This window comes from Psychrobacter piscatorii, assembly GCF_043641605.1.
In the GTDB taxonomy this organism is placed as follows: domain Bacteria; phylum Pseudomonadota; class Gammaproteobacteria; order Pseudomonadales; family Moraxellaceae; genus Psychrobacter; species Psychrobacter piscatorii_C.
In genome coordinates this window covers 114,738-140,290 of sequence record NZ_JBHZRK010000002.1, presented here as the reverse complement: position 1 = coordinate 140,290, position 25,553 = coordinate 114,738, and the positions used below count along the sequence as shown (strand labels likewise).

Here is a 25,553-nt window from a genome sequence, read left to right as displayed (position 1 = left end):
ATACTGTAGAGAATATTGAAGACAGAAAGATAATGTTCGGGAGAGAAGGTAGAAGAGAAAATCCGATTTATTGGGAATATAATCATGCGAAGCTAAGTAACCGGCACTTGCTTATTTTCGGCTCTTCAGGTTCAGGAAAAACGTATGCAATTCAGTGCTTACTCTCTGAATTAGCATTAGGAGGTGTTTCTTCTTTTATTATTGATTACACAGATGGATTTTTGAAGCATCAATCAGAACTTATATATCAAGATGTCTGTAAGCCCCAAGAGTATTTCGTCATACAAGATCCATTGCCTATTAATCCATTTAAAAGTTACTCAACAGAAATCTCCCCTGGCCAAACTATTATAGAAAAACCTTTTCAGGTAGCGATTAGAGTAAAAAATATTCTAAATTCTGTATATTCAGACTTTGGAAGCCAGCAAGTTGCAATTATTGATAAGGTACTTGAAGCTGGGCTAACAGCTAACCCTCGTTATAATTTAGAAGGATTTGTTGAGGATTTAGAAGATGAAGGTACGCGGGGCGAAAGTGTTGCTAATAAAATTCGTACCTTAGTAAAAATGAATTGTTTTGATAACACTGCTTCTACTAATTTATATGAAGATAAAGTACGTAAGGAACACGCTGTACAAATTATTCAGCTCACTCAAATTCCCAAAGATTTACAGAGAATTATTACTGAGTTTGTTTTGTGGGATTTATGGGCATATGTGCAAAAACATGGTCACAAGAGTAAGCCTATTACAATTGTGTTAGATGAGATGCAAAACCTTGATCATAGTGCAGACTCCCCAATTGATAAGCTACTACGTGAAGGAAGAAAATTTGGTATCAGTTTGGTTTTAGCAACGCAAACGGTTAGTAATTTTACTAATGAACAAAAGGATAGGTTATTTCAAGCTTCTACGAAACTATTTTTTAAGCCTGCAACTACAGAAATAAGCAGTTTTGCTGATCTATTATCTAAAGTCCATCCTGATTTGAAAAAAAGTGACTGGATTGAACAACTCAATAGTCTTGAAAAGGGTCAATGTTTCTTTGTAGGCTATATTGATGATGGAAAAGGCCAGTTTAAAGAAGTTGTGAAAAAATTAGATATTACTGCTCTAGAAGAGCGTGGCTTTAGTAGCTATATTAATGATGAACAATCTGATTCATTTTTTATAGATATATGATAAAAATCAGGTGCTGTAATTGATGAATGAAATTATTTAGTATAGATTCAAGTCATAAAAAGCACACAAAATTCTTTGTGTGCTTTTTATGACTATACTTTTATGTAGAGTGACTTCGCTGCAACTAGAAGTGATTAGTTGATATATACGAAACTCAGCTAACTTTCTTAACTTTAGCTATTATCATGTCTATTGCCAAATCAATCTCTGCAGTAGTAGTCATCCGTCCGATACAAATTCTAAATGCGCATTCAGCGAGTTCCTTTGGAACACTCATCGCTTTCATAATAGGAGAGTATTCACGACTCAAACCGTCGCAAGCGGAGCCAAGCGAAAAAGCGAGGTGTGGTTGCAAGTTGTTCAGCAGTTGCATGCTATCAACATTTTCGATTGCTAAGTATAGGTTACCAGGGTGGCGGTCCTCCATGTCACCAAATACTCTAATTTCAAGCGCTTGATTCAAGCCATTCAACAAGGCATCTCTCAGTTTTTTCAATCGTAAAGCTTCAGATTCTCTAACCGTCTCTAGTACTTTAGCTGCGTCAGCGAATCCAACAATCAATGGTACAGGCAATGTACCAGCACGCAAACTATCTTGCTGACCACCACCAGAAATCATAGGCATAAATTCAGGGTGTTGTAGATGCTTTGAGTACAACAGACCAATACCTGAGGGACCATATATTTTATGAGCTGATAGTGTCAGGAAATCCACTTCTAAGTCATGACAGGAAATATCAAGATAGCCTGCTTGTGAGCCATCTACATGCAGCATCGCATTATAGCGCTGGCATAGCTCAGCGACTTGATAGATAGGCTGATTTGTTCCTATAACGCCGTTGGTCATCGTGCAAGAAACCCATAGCACATTATTCTGCTCAAATTTGGTCTGCAGATCCTGTAAATCGATAACACCGTCCGATGTGATGTCCACATAGAGTAGTTTGAGACCATGTTTACTAGCAGCTATCTCTAATGGGTTTAAGACGGATTTATGTTCTAAGTGACTGGTGAGGATGGTGTCTGCTTGTGGGTTCGTTTTTTCGGCAATAGGAATGCCTGAATAGATAGCTAAATTATTGGCTTCAGTTGCTCCTGAGGTAAATAACAGTTCTTCCTCGAAGCAGTCATATATATCAGTGAATGTCTTAAGGCTATCACTGATTAATGTTTGTTTATTCCACCCAAAAGAGTGCCCGTCTGAGTGAGGGTTTCCAGGCTGAGACCATATATCTTGCATAGCTTTAATGACTGATATATCGCATGGGGTGTGTGAATTATAGTCTAAGTATATGTTTTTCATAATATTTTCATTATTTATTTGTATAGGATAGTTTTTAGGGTGAAAAAAAGAGAATCTCATTACATAAGGTTAGTAACATGATATAATTTTCCATTGGAGACTTGTTCCAATGCGAAAAGCAACTATACAAGTTTATTAAAAATTATATGGATTGATTGAAATTTATGCGTTACTTTGCATCTTTGATAAACAATATAAAACCAACTCTTTCAGGCCATGATACTTTCCCATTAAGATATGGCTGGTTGAAAAAAGTCCATGATCAAATTGCAGTACAGCCAGAATCTGAGGAATTCGAAAACGTTTTTTCTCAAGATACCGCTATCGCTGATTTTGGTGTTGGTAAAAATATGTTGAATGCTATGCGATTTTGGTCAACACAGACGGCCATGATTATCAGAGATAATAGTGCTTATTATAATACACAGCCTACTACGATAATTGATGAAATTTCGAAAAACGATACTGTAGATGTAACTAAGCAACTCAATTCTTTCTATAACTCTGAAAATATTTTTTCTGATCATGGTTTAGATCCTTATTTAGAGTCACCTTCGACCATTTGGCTATTGCATTTATGCCTTGTCACAAACCCTAATTTAATGACCTACTATTGGCTGTTCAATATCAATACAAAATCAGAGTTAAGTCGAGAAGAATTTGCTCGATTATTAAAAGAGTTTTTTAAAGATCATGGCTTATCAGCTCCTTCAGATTCAACAATAAAGAAAGATATTGAATGCTTGATTCAAAATTACACAACAAAAACTCGTAAAGCAAATGACGATTTTGAAAATGTATTAGAAGGTCCGCTAGTCGAGCTTGGGCTATTGACTCGTGTTAATAAGCAAAACATTAGAGCGTTACGAGGTGAGAAGAACTCTTTGACGCTGCATGTTTTTGTTTATTCGTTAATCAACTGTTGGCGAATTCATAATGGGGCAGCTGATACCTTGTCGCTAGAGATGTGTACTTATGACGAATGTTCTCCAGGTCGGGTATTCATGTTAGATGAAGATGCGATTATAGATTATGCAGAGCAATTACAAGACTCTACATATTCTTTGACGTGGACTCAGTCTGCTGGGATTCGCCAATTTCAAATAACTGATGGTAGTAGTCTTGATGCCATTTTCGAGCAATGCGTAGAGCATATGCGGAATGAAGACTATAGCCATTAATAGGTCCTAAAAAATATTTAATTACGGTATTTTTAATAAATTAATTATAGAGTTATAAATAGTCATGAATACTAGCCCTAATGTAGATAACTACCTTATTGACCACATCGAGCGAAACCAATATTTCCAACGCTCTATCAATATCTATGCTGATAGCAACAATAAAGGTCCTATCAGTAACTTTTACTGTACTGCGTCGTATGAACAAATTCTAATGAATATGATTAGTCATATAAAAGGCGGACAGACAGCATTTACTTGGACAGGCCCTTTTGGATCTGGCAAATCGAGTTTGGCTTTGTTTCTACAGGGCTTGGTAAGTGATGATAAAGAGATTGTTGAAATAGCGTCTTCTAAGTTAAGTAAAAAAAATAAGACTGCTATTGTTAAACACTTTAACGCTAAAGACCAACAATGGAAAACGCTTAACCTAACAGGTCAGACGACAGCGCCAGAGCAGATATTTAGAGATGCACTCGGATTACCCTCAAGTGCAGATGCGAAGGATATTTTAGAGGCATTAGATAGTTATATCGATGATGAACAACGTCTGATTATTTTTGTTGATGAGCTAGGTAAGGTGTTTGATGGTGCAGCCAAAAGCCATCGTCCAGATGACATTTATTTTCTGCAGCAGCTTGCTGAATTTGTGAATAGAACCAATGGAAGAATACTTTTAGTTGGTATGTTGCATCAATCTTTTACAGCTTACGCGCGTCAAGCGACTGCAAAAACGCATAATGAATGGATGAAGATTCAGGGTAGGTTTGTCGATTTCGCGATTACATTATCAGTTGAAGAGCAGATTTATCTGATTGGTCAAGTCATTAACATGACTAATGAACAGTTAGAAAAATACAAAAACAGCGATGAGTTCACAACCCAAATCCAATCGCTAGTTGCTAATATTACTAATTACCGTCAAACCAACTCAGAGAGTTTAACCAAGCTGCTAGGTGATGTATTTCCTCTACATCCGCTTGTAGCAATTTTACTATGTAAATTGTCTCAAAAAAACTTTGGACAAAATCAGCGTAGTATTTTCTCTTTCTTAATGTCTTCTGAACCAAATGGGTTTGGCTATTATCTAAAAAATACTTTGTTGGATGAGTTTGTTCTATTTAAGCCGTATCAGTTTTGGGACTATCTGGATAGTAACTTGAATAGCGCTATTATTGCTTCTGAGTACAGCAAACAATGGCTTTTGTCTCAAACGGCAGTCAACCGTTATGAAGGACTTGCTGACGATGCTGCCGTTAAGTTAATTAAAATAATTGCTTTGATTAGTATTTTCGCAGATGGGACAGGAGTGCATGCGAGTCCTGAGCTATTAAATACACTACTAGATATAAATGAAGAGCAACTGCATGAGCTTATCAAGTCGTTAGAATCTGCTTCAATTATATTTTATAGTAAATTTAAACAATCCTACGTGCTTAGTGAAGGGAGCGACTTTAACCTAAACGATGCGGTGAGAGAACAGATTCAGGATCTTGACTCACTACCGTTTGAGCAGCTAGAACAGTTTGAGCCTATCGTTGCAAAAAAACATTATCAACTTACTGGTAGCCTCCGTTGGATGGAAGTGAAACTATTTCCAGTGACTGATGCATTAGAAAATGTACTTACGGGTCTGCAAGATAGTATCAATGCATCGTTAGTCGGATATTTTTGTCTGCTCATACCTAAAAATGATGAAGAAGTATTGTTGGCAACAGAGATTTGCAAAAAAATAGATAATTCTGATGAGTTTAATAATTTGGTGGTTGCCATCTTAGATAGTCATACGATTATCATCGATATGTTAAAAGATAAGATCGCTTTAAGTAACATCTTGAAAAATGAAGAGAGATTGCTAAACGATAAGATTGCACGTCAAGAAACCGAAGGGCGTTTGGTTGAAATTGAAGATGCTTTGAATACGTTGCTTGATAAGAGTTTAAATGCATCGAAATGGTATAGCAGGCATTTAGCAAGTCCTGAAACCCAATTGAATCGATTCAAGCTTTCAGCGCTTGCATCAACCATCGCCGATAAGCAAGTGACTCAAAACTTCATTTGTAATAACGAGCTGGTCAATCGCAATAAACCCTCACCTAGCGCAAAAGGCGCTATTCGTGAATTGCTTAAACGTATGATTGAACGTAGTGAAGAAGCAAGCTTAGGAATTGATAAGTACCCACCTGAAAAAGGTGTATATGAATCAGTTATTGTCAAAAATGGTTTGCATAAGGCGGATAGGGAAGGTAACTATTATTTTTCTAAGCCCGATGATAGGCAGTTACAGGCTATCTGGACGTGTGCTGATGACATCATTGCTGAGGCTAAAGGAGATCTGGTTACTGCTAAGGAGATCTATGAAGCTTGGCAGGCACCTCCTTATGGCGTGAAGGCAGGACTTCATGAAATCTTATACATTGCTTATATATTATCGCGTCATAGTGATTTAGCTAATTATATTAATGGTGAATACAAGCCTTCGGTCCAATACTTATTGGCTGAGTATCTAATTAAAGTCCCTGCTGATGTAGGTGTAAGAGAAGTATCTTTCTTAGAGGGTGTCCAATCGTGGATTCATGTTTTGAGAGACAGATTGCAAGAAGAGTTCGGCGCTCGTCTAAATACTCATATTGAAGATGAACCTTTACCTATTGCTCAAGCATTAGTCAGTATTTTCTATGGTTTGCATCCATGGATTCAACGTACCAACAAATTATCACCTAAAACTAGGCAGCTGCGTGATATTTTGAAAAAAGCAAATGATCCTAACCAATTACTCTTTGATGACTTACCAAAGTTCTTTAACGCCGCAGATGATGATAATGCAAAAGTAGAAAAAATCATCAAAGGTCTACAAGAGTTAGATAAGGTTTATCCAGACCTCGTATCTGAAATAAATATGGGACTACAGAATTATCTTAAAATAAAAGAAGATAGTATTAACCCTTATACTGAAATCAATAAACGTTCAGAAGCTTTATTTGGCAAGTCTGGTGATTATTTGTTAGATGCATTTATAGCTAGACTTGTTAAATACGATGGCTCTATGAATGATGCTGAAAGTCTCATTAGTTTATTAGCAGGCAATAAGCCATCTAAAAAGTGGATTGATCAAGATATCATCAAGGCGCAACAGCGTATTGCGACGTATGGGTTTCAGTTTTTAGAAGCAGAAGTCAATGCTGATGTGAATGCCAGCCCAGATAGACAGAAAGTCGGGGTGATTACTAAGTCTCCTAGTGCAACGACCAGTCGAGTGAGAGAAGCGCATATTACGTCTAAAAATATCGAGCCTATCAGTAAAAAGGTAGAAGAAATTGCAAACTCTCTAAAAGCAAGTCAATTCGATATGAACGATAGAATCGCTGTGATTGCAAAGCTCTTAGAAGCTCTAAATGAAGAAGATGCTGAAAAGGAAGAATCCTAAATGTCAAAAATTAAGCACGTATTGGGTATATCAGGTGGTAAAGATAGTGCAGCATTGGCTATTTATATGCGTGATAACTACCCGGATTTAGAGATTGAATACTTCTTTACCGATACAGGTAAAGAGCTTGATGAAGTATATGAGTATCTCTCTTACTTAGAAGGATACTTAGGTAAGGCTGTACAACATATTAATCCTGATAGAGATTTTGATTTTTGGTTAACTCAGCATAATGATTACTTGCCATCACCACAGGCTCGCTGGTGTACTATTAAGATGAAACTAAAACCGTTTCAAGACTGGGTACAGGGATTTTTAGATGATGGCTATGAGGTGCACTCATATGTCGCTATTCGTTCAGATGAGCCATATCGTACTGGTTATGACTCTAGTGATGAAAAGCTGGTCATTAAATTACCTTTTAGAGAAGATGGTATCGATAAGCCAGGTGTGATGGATATACTAGAAAACTCTGGAGTAGGGTTACCGTCGTATTATGAATGGCGTACACGCAGTGGCTGTACCTTTTGTTTCTTCCAACGCAAGATAGAGTGGGTTGGGCTTCTAGAACGTCATCCTGAAGCTTTTAAAGAGGCTATGGCTTACGAGAAAGAAGCGCTCGCTAATCAAACCCCTTTTACTTGGTCGGAGCGTGAATCGCTGGAAGAGCTTAGTCGCCCTGAGCGCATTGCTGAAATTAAAGCCGATCATGAAAAAAGAATAGCAAAAATGAAAAAGCGGATTAAAGTTAATCCGCTTAGACCTGATGGTGAGCCTGAGTTAGATATGGATGATATCTATGGACAAGGTAAAGCATGTGTTATGTGTCATAAATAGCTTTGAGTTTTAGCGATATATTTGGTTCTGTTTGAGTGCATAATGCTGTATCGCACAGGTAGGCTATATTAGCTACTAGTCCAGTCCATCATGAGCATTCGCTGTGTAGAGGTATATTCGTTCCAACATGCCTGTGTGACGCGGTACATCTGATAAGTCATATCCCAACACTCATCATGACAGATGTCAGCAAAGCTCATTTCTTGGCGTAATATGTGAAAGCCCGCCTGTGCTTGTAGATACTTCGGACAGGTAGCAAGTAAGAAGTTTTTACCTGCGCAGGACTGCATCTGCTTTGCTAGACTTGGTAAGGCGTTTTGCACCGTTTCTATATCTACTATATTAGATAATAAGTGAAAGGTTTCTCGGCATTCACTATCCAACCGCAGTACCGCATCATCCAAAGTACACTGCTGGCAATGAACAGACACTTGCATGCCATATACCTCTGCTAGTCGCTCAATCAGGCGCTTAGCAATGTCTAAGCTAACCTTTGAGGGTTCGATCAGATGTACCTCAAGCGCGCTTTGTTGAGCGACCCCTTTTTGTGCCAGATAATCCATAAATGCCAATGTCGCTACGCCTTGACCACAGCCATAATCTATTACGCGCAGGCTCTCTTGTATCTCACTGGTGACGTCAATCGTTTCGGCCAATAAATGCTGCATACTTTGGTGATGCTGCCAGCCATAAGCAACGATATAAAATATGGCTTCTTTTTCAGAGATAAGTGCATTTGTCGCTCTATTAGTACGGTTAGAAAAAGCGCTATAGCTTAGGTTTTGAGCAGGATTTTGATGAAAGTAGCTGACCATATTCTGATAATAATCAGAAAAGCCACCAATCATAGATTCGCTAGCAGTATCAATTTGAAGCTGAAAAGGTGTTGGCATAATGGTAATCCTCAAGGCGGTTATTTGATGTCTTGAGGCTATTATTGACTTCTTTAGATGATGTTTGATGAATCGACAAGCTTGCGAGTCTGCATCTGATGAACAAAAAAAGCCGTCTATCACTGATAGACGGCTTTTTTGTGCAAGTGTTTTGACATCTTGTTCTGCGCTTCAGAAGAGTGTGACCTATACGCTTACTAATCCTCCATAAAATTCCATTTAAGGAATTTTCTCTTGCGAGACTAAAATTGGCATGCAATTTTTTGACGTCTTGCTCGAGTATAGCTCTACGCCTTGCGCTTCGGGTAAGCGTACTCCACACGCTTACTAATCTTCCAGAAAATTCCATTTAAGGAATTTTCTCTTGCGAAGCTAAAATTGACATGCAATTTTTTAACGCTTCTCACCTTAAGAATTAGGGATAAGGAGGGAAACAGCAAAGCACTGCTTTGCCCCGACGCAAGAGAAAATCTATGATTTTCTGTTCAGACCATTGTAGCCAGTTAGACAGAATTTGCGAAAATGCAAATTCTCTTGCGAGACTAAAATTGACATGCAATTTTTTAACGTCTCTCACCTTAGGGATCAGGGAGCGTTTCAGACGCAAATTCAACGGTAAGAAAGCAGATGCTTTTCTGTCTTAATCCCTTAAGAATCAGGGAGCGTTTCAGACGGAACTTGAGCGCATCTTCCCAAACATCGAAGGTCTTAATCCCTTAGGAATCAGGGAGCGTTTCAGACTGTACAACCATTTTTATTATCAATAAAATCAATAACTTATATTCCATGTTTTAACCGACAAAAGTTGGATTAAAAGTTGGTGTTTTTTTAACCAATTTTTTAGTGCCAGTTGGTTAAATAATGACCAGTTATACGTCCAAAACGTTAAATAGTATCCAATATCTTCGTCAGATAAAGTCTGAATACGCCCCTAATCGCTTAGGGTGTGAACCGGTTAGGTTCACTGCACTATAGTAATAGATACAGATCTGAAGCGCAAGACAAGATGTGGCCACGATGGCAGTTGACAAGCTTGTGACAACCACACTCGTATTTTCTAGTTGCTATTATACAATCCCTACTGTGAGCGATTGGTGATACTATGACTTTTGTACTTCAAAACATTAATAAAAGAAAAGCAGGCGATCACCTGATTACTCAGCGTATGTTTTATTATCACCACGGTATATATTTAGGCAATAACAAAGTGATTCACTATTCAGGATTTAGTGATATCTTTGAGACAGGGCCAATAGTCATTACGGATTTGCACAGCTTTACCAAAGGCAGAGGAACACTCGTACGCTATCACCGTGATCGCTCATTCAACCATGTGCAAACCGTCGCGCGTGCGCGCAGACGTCTGCATGAAGATAACTATAATTTGCTATTGAATAACTGCGAGCATTTTGTTAATTGGTGTATCTATGGTGAAAGTGAAAGTGAAAGTGTATTTGCAAGAAGCAGAGAGTCATTTTCAACGCTCTTTAAACAGATGTTTTAATCGGTCTTTTAGTGAAGCATGTAGCCGCGTAGGATCTTTCATGATTTGCCGTATCTTATCTTTGCCAGAGGCAGTGCCATGTACCATAGCATTGCGGAACTCTTTAAAATCCTTAAACTTATCTTTTGAGTCTATCAAATGATCATAAGCGTTTTTGCGATCTTGAAAGTTATGAACGTTGTCATTGTTTAGAGCGGTTTCTCTGGAGATCAGTCCTTCCATCGCATAGACAACCGCTCGTACATAGTCCTTTCTCTTTAGGTATTTTTCGGCCAGATCTTGCTCTTGTAGCCCTAGCGACGATTTTTTGTACCACGAGAGCCGTTTGGCTAATGGCTCATAAAATAAGCTATACAGCGGCGCGTCTGCGGTATGCAGTGCCTCTAATTTTGGCATGATTTGTGTCAGCTTGGCACTTGCGCCACTGGCATTGAGCAAGCGCTCTAGATAGCTGGCTCGTTCTAGCTCATCCGCAGCAGTCTTATCCAACCCGACAGTGACCAGTAATGGGGCAAACACGGCATAATCTCCATCTTTATCAAAAGTCTCAAGGGCGCTGACCCAGTCGAGCATATCTAGCAAGCCGCGCAACTCTAATACTTCAGATACTTTGAGCTCGGCCGAGTGAAAACCATAATAAATATGTTGGATATGCACGTTTTTGGTGACTTGCAAATAGCGTGCTGCGACCAGTGCAATCAGTGGTAAATGGCGAAATCCATGAGTGACATCCATGACCACTTGCTCATTTTCAACCAGTAGCTCATCGAGTTTTTTGAGTATACTGACTTGCCCCGTGGCGTCTTTAGCGTAATCAATCAGCTGGCAGGTGACACTTAGACCGAGTTTGTCAGTCAAAAACTGCTCAAAAGGCCGTAACTGAGCTACGGTCACAGTATCATTTATCACTGCTTGTGATAATTCGCTCCATTCTTCTGAATAGTTTTCGAATCCAGCCTCAAAAAACACATCCCACATACTGCCTGATGTGCCCAACAAAATTAGCCTGTCAGGTTTCACTTCTTTGGTGAGTACCAATCCAAAGTAGCGTTCATCTTTATAAAGTGTCCCATCTGAGAATTTATAATCTGTGCTTCTATAGCTGTCACCTTGTTTACCACCGCCCAAAAAGCTGATTAGCGTCGTCACTTGATATTTATCCTCTTATTATGGGTATTTGGTCGCAATAATATTGCATATGGTTATGCGTGCTAGTAGCGCAGGCTATAGCAAAAACCAGTTGCATTAATTGTATTTTATATCAGCTATAAAAAACAGGGCAAAGGTTTAAAACCTTTGCCCTGTTATCGTAAGCCAGTCATTATTTTTAGTCTGTAATTTATAGGCTACTCAGCGGGATGAGCGACTTGCGCTTGGAAACCACCTGCTAGCCGCCTTTTCATATTTCAAAAAATTCTGTCTGCTATTTCAACGTCTTGCTCGAGCATAGCTCTGCGCCTTGCGCTTCGGGTAAGTGCCTCCCAGACACTTACTGATCCTCGCTCACCTTAGAAATCAGGGATGAGGAGGGAAATAGCAAAGTACTACTTTGCCCCGACGCAAGAGAAAATCTAGGATTTTCTGTTCAGACTGGTGTATCTCGTCTTCAAAAAATCCTATTTAAAGGATTTTTACTTGCGAAGCTAAAATTACAGTGTAATTTCTTAACGTCTTGCTCGAGCATAGCTCTTGCCTTGTGGCTTCGGGCGAGTGTCTCCCAGACACTCGCTATTCCTTCAGAAAATTCCATTTAAGGAATTTTCTCTTGCGAGACTAAAATTGGCATGCAATTTTTTAACGTCTCTCACCTTAAGAATCAGGGAGCGTTTCAGACAAATCACTACAGCAAAAAGACTAAGCAGATTGGTCTTAATCCCTTAAGAATCAGGGAGCGTTTCAGACCCCTAAAAATGACCCTATCAATCTGTACATAGGTCTTAATCCCTTAAGAATCAGGGAGCGTTTCAGACAAAGACAAAGAAGATGTAAACGGTTACGGTAAGTCTTAATCCCTTAAGAATCAGGGATGAGGAGGGAAATAGCAAAGTACTGCTTTGCCCCGACGCAAGAGAAAATCTGAGATTTTCTGTTCAGACTGTTTTAGCTAGTCTACAAAAAATCCTATTTAAAGGATTTTTACTTGCGAAGCTAAAATTACAGTGTAATTTTTAACGCTTCTCACCCTTAGGAATCAGGGAGCGTTTCAGGCTTACAGCTTGCTGCCAAAAGCTAGGTAGTGTCGGGTCTTAATCCCTTAGGAATCAGGGAGCGTTTCAGACTGTACAACCATTTTTATTATCAATAAAATCAATAACTTATATTCGATATTTTAACCAACAAGAGTTGGTGTTTTTTTAACCAATTTTTTAGTGCCAGTTGGTTAAATAATGACCAGTTATACGTCCAAAACGTTAAATAGTAACCATTATCTTCGTCAGATAAAGTCTGAATTCGCCCCTAATCGCTTAGGGTGTGAATAATCAAAGCTCACTACATTATAGTAATAGATGTCTGCATCAAGTGCAATAGAATAAGAGGTACGATCACTGCGACACGCCTAAATAGTTAGCGATAGAACTTAGCAAAAAGCAGAAAATAACCTTGTCTATGTAGGCTGACTAGTAGTGACTATAGTCTGATCTCTCCTATATCACTAAACATCATAATATCATCACAACGCTTGCCAATCACAAAGGCATCTTCTAACGGTTCGACCTCATATATCCGCACGTCATCGTCATTTTTATCGATAATTTTTTGTATAGCAATGATAAAGCGATCCATCGCCTGATGTGTCATCGACCCATAATACACCGAATACTGTAATTGCAAAAACTGATTGCTGACGAGCCGCTGCAAGCGTTGAAGTCTCTTTTTTTCACTGATGTCATAAGCAATGATAAAATACGTCTTTTTCATAACAGTTACAACCTATGGGTAAAAGATAGCATTCACCAACATATCCAATCAGATATCGATTTCTCATTAAAAAGCCGGCTGCGAGGATTCAGGGTGATGACTGACAAAGGATAGAGAAGGAGATAACGTTTTATCAGAATGATAACGCTGTATGCGGTTTTGCCATAGCCAAGCATGGCTCAAGGCGTGTTTACTCAGCATGGGACGAATGCCAGAGAATGCCTTATAGAATTTACTACGTCCAGATTTTAGTAGCTCACACGGATAGTTACTATCGTCAGATATACCAGAATTACCAGATATACTGAAATCCTCTAAAATTAAAATGCGTTGTTCAAACAATGTCCAAACCCAAAAATCAATAGTGCTACGCTGTAACTCGACAAAGTCACAAGCCAAAGACTGTCTACCATAGCTTGGGCTATGTAGTACACCATAGTAAGGATCAAACCCAACACTATATAGGGCTTGCTGATAGAGATGCTGTAGTAAGGTATAAGATAAGGACAACACCACATTGACAGGGTCTTTGGGTGGGCGTCTGTTGCGTGTGCGAAATTGTAGGTCGTCTGCAAAAAACTGCTGATAGCCGTTAAAATAAATCGCAGAGCCAATGCCTTCTGTACCGAGTAGGCTTGCAATCTGATAGTGAGGGGTATAGTCGTTATAGACTCTCGATGGGTGGCTGGATGGGATAGATGTAGTAGGGTAGTGTCTACGGAATTTGTCTCGTAAGCTTTTGAGTTTTTTGATAGCCACATCTATCTCTACAAGCTGCGATTCCGTGATGGCAGAATGTATGCAATCACTCGCTGTATCTGATGACGGAGTCGTCGCTGATGTACAATGCTGCTTTAGTTTGATAAGTACATCTGCTTGTTGGTGCAGTTTGAGCCTGACCAGTACCGATGCCCAGTAACGCCTCGATGATACTTGGTGAATGACATCGTATTGCTGTATTCGGCGCTCTATAGCGGCATGCCAACCACCCAATAAAAAACAAGCCTCGCCCGTTCGACCACTAGGTAACACACACAGGCTCACGTTGTTTTCAGATAGTCGAGTCAACAGAGTGCTACTTAGGTCTACTTGAGTGGTGATGGTTAGGCTCTGTATCTGAGATAGAGGAATACTTAACGGCTTACCAAAGCTTGGATGCTGAATGATGAGCAGGCTGCGCTGCGAGTAGATCTGACTGCCTTTTTTGTCGATGACTATATTTTGCATCACAGCCTCCTAAGCAAATGATTACCCAATATAAAAATGATCTATCGCTGCATCCTTTGGTTTTGATGGATTGTCTTTTGCCACCTGCGACCAGTATGTATTAATAGCTCTGACAATAAAGAAGGCATCGCCTGTTTCGATTTTAGACACGGCAAACTCGCTCAATTGTCGCATACTATCTGTTGATAACAGGCATTCATAGGCAGAGCGTTGACCCGTTGCGCTATAGCTCTTGATATTATAGCGCAGCAGGGCTTGGCGCTTTGGCTCACTGATATCTTAGCCGACGAGATATAGCCGTTGTGTCATAGTCTGATGTCCATGATGTTATTTGTCTTTCGGACAATACAGTCATTGGACAGGACAATGCTGTATCGGATGGCTCTACGTCTGATCGCACACAGTTGCGCGTTACGTATGAATCGTACGAAAAGTCAAATTAACACGGCCTTCTTTGACCTTTTTTTGTTTGGGCACGCTATGCTGCCAGTGATGCTGCAATGCACCTGCCATCACCAGTATGCTACCGTGCTTGAGCGGTATTTCTAGCTTGATACTATGATCATCACGGCGGCGCAACAAAAACCGTCTGCTCGCCCCAAAATTCACTGAGGCAATGAGTGGGTTTGCTCCAAGCTCAGGCTCAGCATCTGTATGCCAGCTAATATGGTCATTGCCTGAGCGATACCAGTTGAGCAGTACGCTATTGAACTGTCTTTTGCAGATGGGCACGAGCGCTTCTCGCAACTCTAGCAGAATATCATTCCATGGTTTGGGCTGTAGGGTGATACCCGAGTAGGTATAGGGCTTATCATTATCGCCATACCATGCCGATAGCCGAGGCAAGTCATGAGTTTTGCCGAACATACTTACGCTGTCTTGTTGCCACTCTATGTTTTTGAAGGGCAGCGTACCAATATCACTCTGCTGATGCCAGTCGTGAGTGCTATGGTCGATGCCATCGCATGCTAACAAACTGTCTATGATGCTATCGCTGAGCGCACTATCAAAGTATTGCGGCGCGTAGTAGAGTCTGCCATCTGGTATATTGATTACGATGCCTTTTCCATCATCATGGACATGAGCCGAGTAATCAGACTGCATAAATTTGCCATCGACAATGAAGTTGGTTAATGCAGATACAGAGTCGTCTGTCGGTAGGGTATCAAATAAATCCATAATAACGCTCCTCAAAAATATAATATCAGTCGCACTTGGCACCAATCGTTCTATAAGCTTTTTGATTTTGTATTATAGTTAAGCAGCCAAGTCTATCTTGCCTGTATCATCGATTGAGTTTTTGAAACACAGTCCCATCATCACACCACGAGAGTGAGAATGCTGCCAATGGTTGTTAGTTACTGAGTATATCTCACTCTCAACAGAGAAGTCAGCGATGTCTTTTTTGACCGTCACCCCGCCTAATGAATGCTTTAGCTGCTCCAGACCCGTATAGTTATTTGAATACTGCGGGCCCACAGCGATGACCATCTGTTTGCCACGGATACTTTTCAGATAGGTAGATAGAGCTGGAATTATCTGCTGTACTTTTGGTATATCTAGTACGTTAGAGAATAGATGCAGTGAGTAGTCTGCTGGTACAAGCGTGTAACTGTCTGTCGCCAAAAACCCAGCAAGATCCGTATGGTGTTGATGTATAACAATATTGGCAGCGCTACGTGATGACATTTTGCTCACCAGTAATGCCGCTATATCAAGCGTGGTCTGTGAAGGCTCCACCAGATAAAAATTCAACGTAAAGTTCTCACAGTTGACGTATGTTTCAAGATAGCTCAATAGGGCTAGACTAGCGATAGCTTGACCACAGCCATAATCCACAATATTGATCGTCTTAGTAACGGCCTCTGTACGTGTACTGCGACCCATAATTTGACCAATAACGCTACTAAAGCGGTCAAAATGACTCTTACCATATAGCGTGGTATAGGTTATCGCCTGCTCAACTGAGCATAGCGGAGTCTTCGCTCGGTTGGTTATCTGTGCAAAGGTTGAATAAGGCAGTGTCTTATAAACTTCTGAGACATAAGCGCCAACCATCGCATTATAGTAACGACCAAACCCATGCAGTTGTAATTGATCGGCAGCATAAGCCACTTGCTGTGCAATGTTTTGTGCGGCTTTTTCTGCTGAGTTATAGGTCGTCATCGGTGTCTCTCCACTAGGCGGTTGATGTGCCCATTATGGAAGAGATAAGTAGTGCATAACCAAAACGACAAGCTTGCGAGAATTTGGCTATAAACTATTTACCAAAAGAGAAAAACCACCTATTGAGGTGGTTTAGTAAATTTGAGACGGCATACAGTAAAAGTAATCTATCGAATTAGATCGTATCATTACTTACAACGTGCTGCTTAAAATAAGAAAAATTTATGTTGAATAAGAGAGATTGACACAAATATCTTGACACGATTTATAACTATATTTAGCTGTATCGAAATCTTTAAATGACCACTATAAAAGATTGTAAATGTTTTTCTTAATTTTTAATAGGACTTTGTTAAATAATAAAAAAAGATCTAGTATTAAAAAATTTAATACCTAGTGCAGACCGTCTGAAATCCAGCCTTGGATTAGTATAATAAATGGTAATAAATATAAAAAAAATATTAGTAAGCGACTTATGCCATATTTATCGCAAATTCTAGCTAAGCCTTGATAAGATACAAACCAAAGTACGAGATAAGCAACTAAATAAGCTATAGTACAAAAAATAGCCCACACCACTTGTAACCAAGTAGTATTAAGATTTTTATCAAGAGCAAAGAATTTAAAAACTGCGGGTACAGAGCTTAATGGTTCATATAAGGTGTAGTTGTATAGTGCTAAAGCAATATTGTAAGGAAAGTCATAAATTTTCCAACTAATTAAATATTCGCCAAAAACGATCAGCATAACAGCTATACCTACTATCACAACAGAAAGTACGCGAGCAAATGAGTCATTAACATCGATAAAACTACTGTAGTTACTTTTATAGAGATTTGTATCAATAGAGTCTTCGTACTCAACCTTCTTCCATTTATTATGTATTACTCTTTTATATAACACACCTTTATTATCTTTTCTTAGCATATCATAGCCTTTCTATCTTGATAATGAACAATAAACGTTGAGAAAATACATTGTTAGATTATAACTCTTATTACTCAAAATATTAAAAAAAATACTTTTTTTCATACTTTAAAAGTATACAGCTATGCGCCTTGCGCTTCGGATAAGTGTCTCCCAGACACTTACTGATCCTTCAAAAAATCCTATTTAAAGGATTTTTACTTGCGAAGCTAAAATTGACATGCAATTTTTTAACGCTTCTCATCTTAGAAATCAGGGAGCGTTTCAGACATAAGGCGGATGCCGCCTTGATAGCCAAATATAGGTCTTAATCCCTTAGAAATCAGGGATGAGGAGGGATATAGCAAAGTACTGCTTTGCCCCGACGCAAGAGAAAGTCTGGGATTTTCTGTTCAGACCATTGTAGCCAGTTGGACAGAATTTACGAAAATGCAAATTCTCTTGGACTCGATTGAGGCAGTGTTTCGTTACTTCCTCAGAAAATTCCATTTAAGGAATTTTCTCTTGCGAAGCTAAAATTGACATGCAATTTTTTAACGCTTCTCACCTTAAGAATCAGGGAGCGTTTCAGACCAAATGTTCCACACAGATGGCGAACGTGTCATCAGTCTTAATCCCTTAGGAATCAGGGAGCGTTTCAGACCAATCGCGACCGCTGCCGTCCCCATCATGGCATGGTCTTAATCCCTTAGGAATCAGGGAGCGTTTCAGACAACACAGAACGCTCAGACTAATGTACTAGTCTTAATCCCTTAGGAATCAGGGAGCGTTTCAGACTGTACAACCATTTTTATTATTAATAAAATCAATAACTTACGCTACGTATTTTAATCAACATAAGTTTGCTTAAAAGTTGGTGTTTTTTAACCAATTTTTCATCATAAGTTGTATAAATAATAACCGATAATACGCCTAAAACGTTAAATAACCACAATAATCTTCGTCAGATTAAGTCCAAAACGCCCTGATACTTTGGGGTCACTAAATAAAATAGCGACGCTGTTATAGTAAAACAACGGCGCTATATTTGCAATGTTGATATAACCAACTAAGAGCGATACTTTTGCACGAATTTATAGGCCTTTTCTGTGTTGCTCTTTTTCTGAGCATCACTCCAGCTATCTACCAGTTCAGAGAACTCTTCTATCACTACTTGTACCACTTTTTGCACGTCATCATCATTGTCTTTATCTAAACCCAAGTCCTTAAATAATGCGTTTTTGCCTTTACTTAAACTCTCAATAAGCTGACTTTCATCCAGATACTTTATCACTTGACGGATAGCGCCTAGAGGGTCAGCTGTGGTATCAACAGGCACGCCTTTGCTATATCTTTTTGCTATTTCATTATTGAGAGTATCATCAAGCGTGAAGTACCCATATCCTGATGCACCTTTTGCGCCCAGCCCTGTATTTGCTAGTGTCTCTTTTAATAACTCTCTGGCGAAATGCACCCATTTTTGCTCACCTTGAATCACAAAGTAAAACGAGCCTTGTATAGCGATTTGTTGGTTGGGTACAGGATTTTCCATATCGAGCGCAGCATCTAGCTCGCGACTATAGTATTTTGGGTGGTGTACCGTCACGACATCACCAACGAAAGGCTTATAATCATTGCCTGTCAATACGCTACCTTGGTCGCTAACCATGGGTATCCACCAAGCATCATGCCATATCAGATATCCTGCATCACCTTGATGATCGTCTTCGGCATCAGTACCAAATAGAATGTCTAGGATGCCCTGTTTTTGTTCTTGAATGACCAACTTATTGACGTTGTCAGACTTTTCAAATTGTAGTTCACCATTTTCATCACGCTCTGCAAATAAATGCTCTGTATAAGATCTGACCGCGCCTTTGATCGAGGAGCCAGCCAGCATAGGCATACCGTATGTATGGTGTGTGGTTGCCGCAGTCTCAAGCGTACCGCCAAGCGCTAAGCCAGTGAGCAAGCGTCCATCTATTTTGGCAGTGACTGTTGCAAACGCCTCATTGCCATCCTCATGGGTGGCATCGAGCCAGCGATCAAATGCTAATACATACAAGTCACTGGCGGTGACATTGGCAACAGTATCTATCAAGCGAGCTTTGATGGGTTTCTCATTCTCCTCCCAATCTGTCAGACCGCGCTGCATTAGTAGACCAGCATGGGCGTCATTGACTCTAGAAAAAACTTGTCTTAATTGATTCCTCATTAACTGCATATCAATGCTCCCTTATGATTGCTTTTCTAGTAGTGCTTGGGTATAACGCTTGAGCCAAGCACTGGCATCCAATGCCTCTCTACTAAGCAGTTGATATTTAGTCACGCTAGAGGAAAGTATGGCCTGATGAAGCGCACTTGGGTTGCCACGTCCGTTATCTACATAGTTCAATATTTTTGCGATATGCTCTAGCAATGCTTGATGCTCTTCCTTATTTTTGGCCATCAAAAATCCAATCGCCTGTGCAAGACCTGATTGCATAATCATCGAAGGGAAAGTTAAGGCTAGTGTACGGTACTTAGACTCCACGCTAGCTCCTTTGATATCGCTCACTAGAGGATAAGCAAGTTCAGCATATTTATGGGTTCTTATTTTCATGCTTATGCCTCCTGAGTGTTATCTGACGTCAATAGCAAACGACAAAAGCCGCGACCAACGGTATGTTTGCCGCCTAGCTGAATCTGGATCTCTTTTTTGGGTAACAAATCAGCTAAGTCCTGAGCGCTACGATCATCTGACTTTTTGCGAGATTGGCTCACACCCAATACGCCCCAAAACACACTATCGGCGGGCAAGTTTTCTTCTGTCCATAGTGCGCCTTGTTGCACAGTGCGCGTTTTACGATCGATACGGATACGAGTACGCACTTCAGTCGCTGTATCTGCCAAAAAAGAGAAGATGTCGTCTGGTAGGATAACGAAACGTTTAGCAACCTGTGTTCGCCAGTCTTCATAATCCTTAGTACTCTCTGGAAACAGCGACTCAGTAATGGCATCTGCCCATTCTTGCGTGTTGTCATTGTCATACGCTTGTATGTCCAAATCTTCTAAGGCAATACGACCAGTACCACTAATCATCAAGCTGCTATCAGCAATGACGCGAGCACTAACCGTATTGTCGTCGCTGCCATCCAATTGTGGAATCTGTAGGTTCTCTAGATTGGCTTTACTGTCACGCTTGTATTGGCGCAAGATAAATGGACAGGTAGCATAAGCAACCGTACCTCCAAATGAGCGAATAGGGAGCAGGAGTAAGTTTGCATCACCAAAAGCGATGGCACCTGCATGCGCATCATCTAAAGCACTGTCAGGTCCGAATAGCGTATTGACGTCAGAGGGGGTAATTAAGCTTTGGGCTACCAGCTCATCACGTAGTACACCTTTGATAGCAGAACCAGGAACGAGCGGTAAGTTGGTTGATTTGGCGCGAGCGATTGGTAGATCGACCACACCGACACCTTGACCTGTGCCCACATGCAATGCTGATAAGTTTTGTAGATGAAAGATCTGAGTTTGCATAAATTTTCCCTAGTATTGTATTTGGCTATTTATTAAAAGTTTTATAGTCGTTAGATTTGACAGATTATGAGTCTAATTGCCAAGGTGCAATGATGGCGCTACCAAATCCATCTCGTTTATCCTGACTGTCATCAGACCAGACATGATGAACCAATTGCTGCATATCTGATAAGCTGAGCTTACTGTCTAAGGTAAACCAGTATACAGAGCCGCTACTCACCGCTTTACGCATTGCTTTAGGCTTCCACAAGATAGAGTCCCAACCTGAAACAGGCTGCCATTTATCAATAGCGCAGGCCGTCAGATTGACAGTAGCTGCGGTGTTAGGAAGCGTGCCTTTTTTGGTAGTGGCATCTAGCCAAGCAGGCAGATAGCCGTTGGCAAAGATGCAAGGAGTCATAAAGGTCAGCCGAAAACCGTTGGCATTATTAATTTTATTCAATAGCTCATCTAAACTATCATCATAAAGACTGTCTAAACTATCGATAGGTGAGAATTTAGACAGTCGACGCTCACCGCCAAAAGTCACCATATCCTCGTCTAATTTCTGATCGGTTTGTATAACAAACCCTAATCGACGATCTTGCCATATTGATCTGCCATCGGTGTTTTCGCCTTCTGTTTTGGTATAACCAAAATCGAAACTGGCCGTTTGGAACAATTGACCTGTTTTACTGGCTTTTGATTTCGTATCTATGGCGACATGAGTACGTAGATCGATAGGGAGTTGAGAGACGCCTTCTCGTTGTAAAGCGTTCACATCGATATGGTTACCCGCTTGCCATTTTTTCAAATGCTCAATTGTCCAATAGGTAGGACCAGGTTTTGGTTTGCCTTTGATAGGTTCATGCATCTGTACAGGTAATAAACCATCAGGTAAGTCGCTACCGCAGTCAGCATCTAATGGTTTTGGCGCGAGCCGAACCAGTTGCACTTTTGCAACCGTGTCACTCTCTTTATCACTGTCTTCCTTTGCCTCAAAATACAAAGCATCAGCGGGTTTGGGTACCAGTATCTCAACGTGCTGTAGTGACTCATCAAATCTTGCCAAATAAGGCCCTGTCGCTTTAATAGACAATACTTGTTGGTAGGATTGATTGGCCACATCTTCAACTGAATGTTCATCCATGCTGGCTTGTTTTTGATTGATACTTGTTGCTCTTATCAGACCTGCTGCTGCTGAAGGGAGAGGAAAAATCACATCTGCTGCAGAAGCTTGTGAACCGAAAGGCTTACCTGAACGGAACACCAACGGGGCGAGAGGTTCAATAAGGTAATTGGTCATTGAAGTCATTATTATTCCTTCCCTAGTTCTTGTTGTGTTTTGGCGGCGAACCAACGAGCCACGATGAGTTCATCAGCAAGCTTATCCAAGCCGATCGCTGTACCGCGTTCTTGTAGCTGCTCTATGGTCTCTGTGGCTATTTTTTCACCTGTCGCTGTACGAGCCTGCTCTAGCATGCGTTTGAGCTCCGCTGATCGAATACCTTTTCGCAGCTCAGGCTCATGTCTAGCGATTAGATCTGTTCTTAGATGGATGTCTCTAATGTCATAAGCGACCCGGCTAGGGATAGCTTTATCGACGTACATTTTTATCCACTGTTGGAAGGTTTCTAAGCTTGGTCTATCATCCCACTGGTATCTCACTTGTATATCAGTACCTGAGCGCACAGAAAGCAATAGGCTTAATGCGTTACGGCGTTTGCTAATATCGTCTTTGATATGATCGCCTTTGGCATACTTTTCTGCCTGATTGGCCAGATCACGAATAACGCTCATGGGTGTCATAATATGGCAAACGGCTAAGCCCACAGATAGGGTAGGAGATTTATCGACACCCAAACTCGCACTGACATCGAGCAGTCTATTATTGAAATCGTCACTGAGTCGCTTACTGCAGTCGTAAGCTTGGTCTAACGGGACAAAGCCTAGTACATCGTCTCCCCCTGCATAGATACAGTGACCATTATAGATACGCATAGTATCTGCAACGCTTTCAGCAAAATCTGATAGCGCTTTCGTAATTTTTTGATGCTCATCCAAGCTTGTGGCTTTATCGAGCAATTCGCCCATACGGTCACCATCAGCTAATAACATAACGCCATAGCTATAAGGCTGACCTATACGTTGCCAGACATTCTTTAAGGTAGAGTCTCGAAGATCTTTTAACGCTTCTCGCGCTTGGAGAAGGTCTGGGTCACCTTCTATATCGATAGCACGTTCTATTTGCAGAATTTCTGCGTCAATACGCGAAGGGTAGAGCATTTGTGCGTCAAAAGGCAGCTTATGATAAATAGATTGATTATCATCGCCTTTATTGCCTTTAACATTAGTTGCTACGCCATGTTTAACCAGTTTTGCATATGCAGTATTAATATCACGAAGCTCATCATCTGTTAAACGATCTATCCAAGCATGAGCCGTTACCCGAGTAAAAGGGGTAAACTGTTCGACAGTATCAGCAAAACCTAAGCGCTTGATAGTACCCAGACAGTCTAATTGTTCAGAATCAGACAAGGATAACTTGGTGCGGGTTTTGGTTTTTAGTTTGTTGTGTGGTTTGTTGAGTATCGTCTCATAAGCTCCGTCAAGCGATGACTTTGGCAGCATGCGCGTCATATCATAAGGGTCAGTCGCTGCTGGTACGAAATCTCGAGTTGCTTTACGAGCAGCTAATGCACCTGAAGCTTTTTGAATGGCTTGTTTATAGCCATCATGGTCTGAAGTATCAATTTTTGCCCAAGCGGCTTGAATCTCAAGATAGTTGGTTTTTTGCGTATCCCAAACCTCTTGTCTGATGTCATCTTTTGCATGATCTAATTGCTTTATAGCAGCATCTGCTTCATACAAAAATCGGGCTTGGGTGGCTTTTTTGGCCTGATTGATAATCCGTATAAGCTCATCAGTATTGTTCGCTCCAATGACTACCTGTAGTTTGTTACCTACTGAAAAGTCACTATTCATCTGCAATAAAGAAGCATTATCGACATAGGGGAAAATTAAGTTAGCCCCTTGTTCGTTTAGGCTTTTAGCACATGATTTGGCAAGCTCTGATAATAGCCATGAGCCACTCCATAGATCACGACTGCGGCGAGCAGCGGCAATCATGCTTTGTACTGGCCCTATAGAGAGCACCACTAAGTATTGATTCATTGTATTTCCGTATCATGATAATTATTTAGTAAAGGCAATTATTTGGCGAAATAAGTAAGAAAAGCCTGCATAGGGTCATTACTATTGTAATTGTTAATTGGTTTGACTTCTTTTGCAGATTCTTCGTTCCAAAAATCAACTTCTATATTGTCTAACATTAATTGAATTTTACTGTCGTTCTTTAATGGTTCTGGCAACAATAGTGCTATAGCTTGCCAGCTGCCTCGCTCATTTAGATAAGGTCTTAAAATTAGGGGGCTCATCAACCTTTCAAACTCAAGTGTTTCGTTATAAGATACTCTATAGTTGACTTTCAATGTCGTAACATCTGGATCTTGATTATCGTTCGACCCACCATCTTTGAATTTAAAAATTATTGGTAATCCAAATGCTGCTCTTGGAAAATAATTGTCTTGTGTTTTTCTTACCGAATGGTTCGGTAAAGATTGTCCAGTATAATGACGTATAGCATCAGGTTCTGGCCAATGGCTACGAGAGCTATAGTCATTACGCCCTTGACCAATCTGTCTGAAATTTTGTAGACTTTTTATTGCAGTTGTCCAAGCAGCGTACGCATTATTTGAAGGTTTTACAGCTACGTTGAATCCTAACGCCTTAATCTCGTCTATACTTACAACTGAGTTAAAAAAATCATTCTCATATATTTTGAAAGAACCTAGTCCTCGACGAGTTCTAGCACCGACACCACCGAAGTTTGACCACCAGCGAATAGTTTCCCAAACTTGAAGAATTGATGATTCTTCTAATTGCGAAGAAAAAGCCACTTTTATATTCCACTTAAAACCTTCTCTAAGTAAAGCATGTGGTTCTTCATTTGGATTTCTCTCTGAGCGCCCTTGTGCTGGAAAAAGAGCATAAGGGACCTCTGCCCAGTCTTTAGGTTGTAAGACATCTCTGCCTCTTCTATTAGGCTCATAGCTTGCCCAACTTTCTATTTTCGGCTTTCGGTTTTGTATAGAAACTCTTAGAAACACCTGACTAGCAGTACCTTCGTCATCCCCTGAGCCCATACCACCCCATAAAGCAAATTCTACTTCTCTGATTTTCTCAGGGCTAGAGTTTGAAACTTCATTACCCAAAAACCCGTCTTTATGCTTTGCAAGTAGTCGCCACCAAAATCTTAGTTGCCCACGAATGCTACTGGTTCGGATTGGCATTTGTTCGTCGACTACCACAGATTTGACACCGCCACCATACATAGGTGTGACTAACTCACAGCTCAAATTGTGCCATTTTAAGACTGGTTCCATATTTGTGAGAGATGGTATCTCAACGCTGTCATCGGGGGTTCTAAGACTCATTAACTGCTCCTT

The 25,553-nt window shown here is 40.3% G+C and carries 20 protein-coding genes; 5 read left to right on the top strand and 15 right to left on the bottom strand.

Features of this window, described 5'->3' with window-relative positions:
* The coding region (locus ACHUET_RS03005) for an ATP-binding protein (RefSeq protein WP_394210551.1) at positions 1 to 1,181 on the top strand (1,181 nt) is incomplete at its 5' end.
* A 154-nt stretch (positions 1,182 to 1,335) separates the two neighbouring features.
* Here ACHUET_RS03005 and ACHUET_RS03000 read toward each other — a convergent pair.
* The gene (locus ACHUET_RS03000; protein ID WP_394210549.1) at positions 1,336 to 2,484 is read right to left on the bottom strand and encodes a cysteine desulfurase family protein; all 1,149 of its coding nucleotides are present in this window, start codon (positions 2,482 to 2,484) and stop codon (positions 1,336 to 1,338) included.
* Between the two features lie 164 nt (positions 2,485 to 2,648).
* Between ACHUET_RS03000 and ACHUET_RS02995 the strand changes: the two genes are divergently transcribed.
* From ACHUET_RS02995 to ACHUET_RS02985, 3 genes are all read left to right on the top strand, one after another.
* The gene (locus ACHUET_RS02995) at positions 2,649 to 3,665 is read left to right on the top strand and encodes a DUF4007 family protein (protein ID WP_394210547.1); all 1,017 of its coding nucleotides are present in this window, start codon (positions 2,649 to 2,651) and stop codon (positions 3,663 to 3,665) included.
* A gap of 64 nt (positions 3,666 to 3,729) precedes the next feature.
* Positions 3,730 to 7,092, top strand: coding sequence for a hypothetical protein (locus ACHUET_RS02990; RefSeq protein WP_394210545.1), 3,363 nt, complete (start codon positions 3,730 to 3,732; stop codon positions 7,090 to 7,092).
* A complete protein-coding gene (locus ACHUET_RS02985; protein WP_394210544.1) occupies positions 7,093 to 7,929 on the top strand; it encodes a phosphoadenosine phosphosulfate reductase domain-containing protein in 837 nt (278 codons plus the stop codon).
* Between the two features lie 68 nt (positions 7,930 to 7,997).
* Here ACHUET_RS02985 and ACHUET_RS02980 read toward each other — a convergent pair whose 3' ends face one another.
* Positions 7,998 to 8,822 (bottom strand): methyltransferase domain-containing protein, encoded by an 825-nt coding sequence (locus ACHUET_RS02980; RefSeq protein WP_394210542.1) that lies wholly within the window; start codon positions 8,820 to 8,822, stop codon positions 7,998 to 8,000.
* A 1,102-nt stretch (positions 8,823 to 9,924) separates the two neighbouring features.
* Between ACHUET_RS02980 and ACHUET_RS02975 the strand changes: the two genes are divergently transcribed.
* Positions 9,925 to 10,326 (top strand): lecithin retinol acyltransferase family protein, encoded by a 402-nt coding sequence (locus tag ACHUET_RS02975; protein ID WP_394210540.1) that lies wholly within the window; start codon positions 9,925 to 9,927, stop codon positions 10,324 to 10,326.
* Here ACHUET_RS02975 and csx2 read toward each other — a convergent pair.
* The 13 genes from csx2 to cmr1 form a co-directional block, all read right to left on the bottom strand.
* Positions 10,300 to 11,475, bottom strand: a complete 1,176-nt coding sequence (gene csx2, locus ACHUET_RS02970) for a TIGR02221 family CRISPR-associated protein (RefSeq protein ID WP_394210539.1) — start codon at positions 11,473 to 11,475, stop codon at positions 10,300 to 10,302. The two genes, ACHUET_RS02975 and csx2, sit on opposite strands and share 27 nt — an antisense overlap.
* A gap of 1,479 nt (positions 11,476 to 12,954) precedes the next feature.
* Positions 12,955 to 13,245, bottom strand: a complete 291-nt coding sequence (gene cas2 / locus ACHUET_RS02965) for a CRISPR-associated endonuclease Cas2 (RefSeq protein ID WP_394210537.1) — start codon at positions 13,243 to 13,245, stop codon at positions 12,955 to 12,957.
* Positions 13,246 to 13,311: 66 nt separating this feature from the next.
* On the bottom strand, positions 13,312 to 14,472 hold the full coding sequence (cas1, locus tag ACHUET_RS02960) for a CRISPR-associated endonuclease Cas1 (protein WP_394210535.1): 1,161 nt from the start codon (positions 14,470 to 14,472) through the stop codon (positions 13,312 to 13,314).
* A 21-nt stretch (positions 14,473 to 14,493) separates the two neighbouring features.
* Positions 14,494 to 14,646: a hypothetical protein gene (locus ACHUET_RS02955; protein WP_394210534.1), complete on the bottom strand. Its 153-nt coding sequence runs from the start codon at positions 14,644 to 14,646 to the stop codon at positions 14,494 to 14,496.
* 237 nt (positions 14,647 to 14,883) lie between these two features.
* The gene (locus ACHUET_RS02950; RefSeq protein ID WP_394210533.1) at positions 14,884 to 15,651 is read right to left on the bottom strand and encodes an alpha-ketoglutarate-dependent dioxygenase AlkB family protein; all 768 of its coding nucleotides are present in this window, start codon (positions 15,649 to 15,651) and stop codon (positions 14,884 to 14,886) included.
* A gap of 78 nt (positions 15,652 to 15,729) precedes the next feature.
* Entirely contained in the window at positions 15,730 to 16,638 is a 909-nt protein-coding gene (locus tag ACHUET_RS02945; protein ID WP_394210531.1) for a hypothetical protein, read from the bottom strand.
* A gap of 393 nt (positions 16,639 to 17,031) precedes the next feature.
* Positions 17,032 to 17,565: a hypothetical protein gene (locus ACHUET_RS02940; RefSeq protein WP_394210529.1), complete on the bottom strand. Its 534-nt coding sequence runs from the start codon at positions 17,563 to 17,565 to the stop codon at positions 17,032 to 17,034.
* Between the two features lie 1,048 nt (positions 17,566 to 18,613).
* Positions 18,614 to 19,768 carry a type III-B CRISPR module RAMP protein Cmr6 gene (gene cmr6 / locus ACHUET_RS02935; RefSeq protein WP_394210527.1) on the bottom strand — a complete coding sequence of 385 codons (1,155 nt, stop codon included), beginning with the start codon at positions 19,766 to 19,768 and terminating at the stop codon, positions 18,614 to 18,616.
* 12 nt (positions 19,769 to 19,780) lie between these two features.
* Complete coding sequence (gene cmr5 / locus ACHUET_RS02930; protein ID WP_394210526.1) at positions 19,781 to 20,146, bottom strand: type III-B CRISPR module-associated protein Cmr5; 366 nt, start codon at positions 20,144 to 20,146, stop codon at positions 19,781 to 19,783.
* A gap of 2 nt (positions 20,147 to 20,148) precedes the next feature.
* On the bottom strand, positions 20,149 to 21,066 hold the full coding sequence (cmr4, locus tag ACHUET_RS02925) for a type III-B CRISPR module RAMP protein Cmr4 (protein WP_394210525.1): 918 nt from the start codon (positions 21,064 to 21,066) through the stop codon (positions 20,149 to 20,151).
* 64 nt (positions 21,067 to 21,130) lie between these two features.
* On the bottom strand, positions 21,131 to 22,360 hold the full coding sequence (locus tag ACHUET_RS02920; RefSeq protein WP_394210523.1) for a type III-B CRISPR module-associated Cmr3 family protein: 1,230 nt from the start codon (positions 22,358 to 22,360) through the stop codon (positions 21,131 to 21,133).
* A gap of 2 nt (positions 22,361 to 22,362) precedes the next feature.
* Positions 22,363 to 24,219: a type III-B CRISPR-associated protein Cas10/Cmr2 gene (gene cas10 / locus ACHUET_RS02915; RefSeq protein ID WP_394210521.1), complete on the bottom strand. Its 1,857-nt coding sequence runs from the start codon at positions 24,217 to 24,219 to the stop codon at positions 22,363 to 22,365.
* Between the two features lie 38 nt (positions 24,220 to 24,257).
* Positions 24,258 to 25,541, bottom strand: coding sequence for a type III-B CRISPR module RAMP protein Cmr1 (gene cmr1 / locus ACHUET_RS02910; RefSeq protein WP_394210520.1), 1,284 nt, complete (start codon positions 25,539 to 25,541; stop codon positions 24,258 to 24,260).
* Positions 25,542 to 25,553: the final 12 nt, after the last annotated feature.